We start from the raw sequence: 2,186 nt of genomic DNA, 5'->3' as shown, positions 1-2,186 counted from the left end.
AAGAAAAACAACTGTAAACGCCTCTCTTTCGCTGGTTTTACGCGCCAGCTTCTTTGTGCTACTCTGCCAATCGAATGGCGGATTGGTCTGGGAGAAATACTCGAATTTCATCGCGAGCTGTATCAAATAAATACTGGATGATTTTGGTTAATCAACACGTGTGATAAAAACGAAAGAAAAACAAAGGAATTCGTATACCCTTTTAAATAAAGTGAATATTCCGATATTTAAAAGAAGCAAAAAGTAGAGCCAATCCATTACGGATCAGCTCTACTGTGGACACCTATTTCGACGATTTCATCACGTTTTGCGATTTATTCGCCAGTAACGTTTCGTTTAATTATCCTTCAGGAGTTCCTTCTACTGGTTTAGCTGGAGGTGTAATTGTGTAAATTTCCCATTTACTATCTTTGTCTTCTGCAAAAAATACACGTTTAGTAGCATCTTTATAGACATGTAAACCATTATTAGAATCGTCAGTGATTGTAACCAAATTAGCTACACCAGCTTTTACAGAAATTAATGTCTTATAATTAGTAGTATTTAAATCTGATTCGAATTTATAGAAAGCACGTGCCTCATAAGTTTCATCTTTTTCAGCATCATGAGTTGGGTCAGCTATAGCATTTTTTACAGTTGCACTTGCAATACCATCAACGATAGTTTTTACATCTGAATTATTCACTTTTTCTTTAACAAGCACATTTAATGCAAGTACTGCTTCTGCTGAAAGTGTTTTACCAGCAATTAGTTCTAATTGAGCTTTAGTTGCTGTACCAGCTTTAGCTGCTGTATATGCTGCATCAAGAGCCTTTTCAGCTGCAACTGCATTAGCTACTGCTTCAGTAACTGTTACGTTGATCTCTAAAGTTTCTCCACCATACTCAACATAAAGTTTAGTAGTACCAGCTTTACCTTCTGCTTTAACTGTTACAGTACCAGCAGCATTTTCTGCTTTAGCAATTGTAGCATTACCAGTAGCTAATGTTGTGAATGAAGTAACATCTTCGAATACTTCACCATATTGGTCGATACCAGCAAATGTTAATTTGAATTCTTTAGAATCAACATCATCAATTGTAATAGCTAAAGTATTTTCTTCAACATCAACTAATTCAGACTTTTCTTTATCCCAAACTTTAGCAACTGTTAAACCTTCTACAAATTTAGGGGCTTCAGAGCTGAAGTTCACAACAACTGTATCTGATTTTAAGTTAGAAGTTTTTGCTTCTGCAGTTACTTCAACAGTTACGTTTTCTGGAACAATTAATTCACCAGTGTTTTTACCAATAGTTACTTGAGTTGCAATTGTAGTATTTTGTTTAACACCATCTTTTGTATATACATACTTATCAGTTTCCCAAGTTAAAACATTACCATCTTTATCTTTGATAGTTTTGATAGTCCAAGTAAGGTCTGATGGATTTAATGCTACAGCATTACCCGCTGCATCTTTAGCAGTTGCTACAAGTTTAACTTTGTTTGTTTTGTTAGCACCCGCATTTGAGTTATTAATAGTTTCTTCTTCTTTAATCTCAATAGAATCTACTAATTCTTCTAAAGCCGCAACTGTGAATGCTTTAGCAGTTGTTTTAGTACCAGCTTTGAATGTTAAAGTAGTTGTAGAAACTGATTCATTACCTGTTAATGTTAACTTATAACCAGCAAATTTGTTTGAAGCAGCAGTTTCAGTAATTTCACCTTTTTCAGTTACATATACCTTAACTGGTGAACCTGTTACAGAAACATACTTATTTGCTTCTAAAGTAGGAGTTACGTCAAATGCATCTCCGTATTGGTCTACAGCTTTTACAATTACTTGAGTTGAGCCTAATAAAGCTACTGTAGTTACTGGTGCATCCACTGTTACTGCGTTAGCTGCACGTTTACCGCCAACTTTTACAGAAATTTCGTTAGATTTGATTGTAGTGTCAGCATCAACTTTATACTCAACAGATACTTTGTAAGTTTTTTCTGTTGTATCAGTTAAACCTGTACCAGTGAATACTAACGCTACACCTTTAGAATTTTCTTGCTTAGTAATTCCTTGAGCAACTACTGTGAATATCGGTGTTAAAATCCTCAATAATAACGGTTTAAAATTCCCCACCTATCCGAGATAATCTATTTCATAAAGAGATAGATTGGAAGTGTAGGAATGACGTTATTGTTGGAGGATTTTTTGA

At 34.7% G+C, this 2,186-nt stretch carries 1 protein-coding gene; it reads right to left on the bottom strand.

Annotated features, from left to right (window positions below; translation table 11 throughout):
- Positions 1-340: 340 nt before the first annotated feature.
- On the bottom strand, positions 341-2,110 hold the full coding sequence (locus DDE80_RS14210) for a hypothetical protein (protein WP_153060927.1): 1,770 nt from the start codon (positions 2,108-2,110) through the stop codon (positions 341-343).
- Between the last annotated feature and the right edge of the window lie 76 nt (positions 2,111-2,186).

This window comes from Metalysinibacillus jejuensis (assembly GCF_003057615.1).
Classification (GTDB): Bacteria; Bacillota; Bacilli; order Bacillales_A; family Planococcaceae; genus Metalysinibacillus; species Metalysinibacillus jejuensis.
Note: the sequence above shows the minus strand (reverse complement) of the source record. Positions and strands in the feature narration are given on the sequence as shown.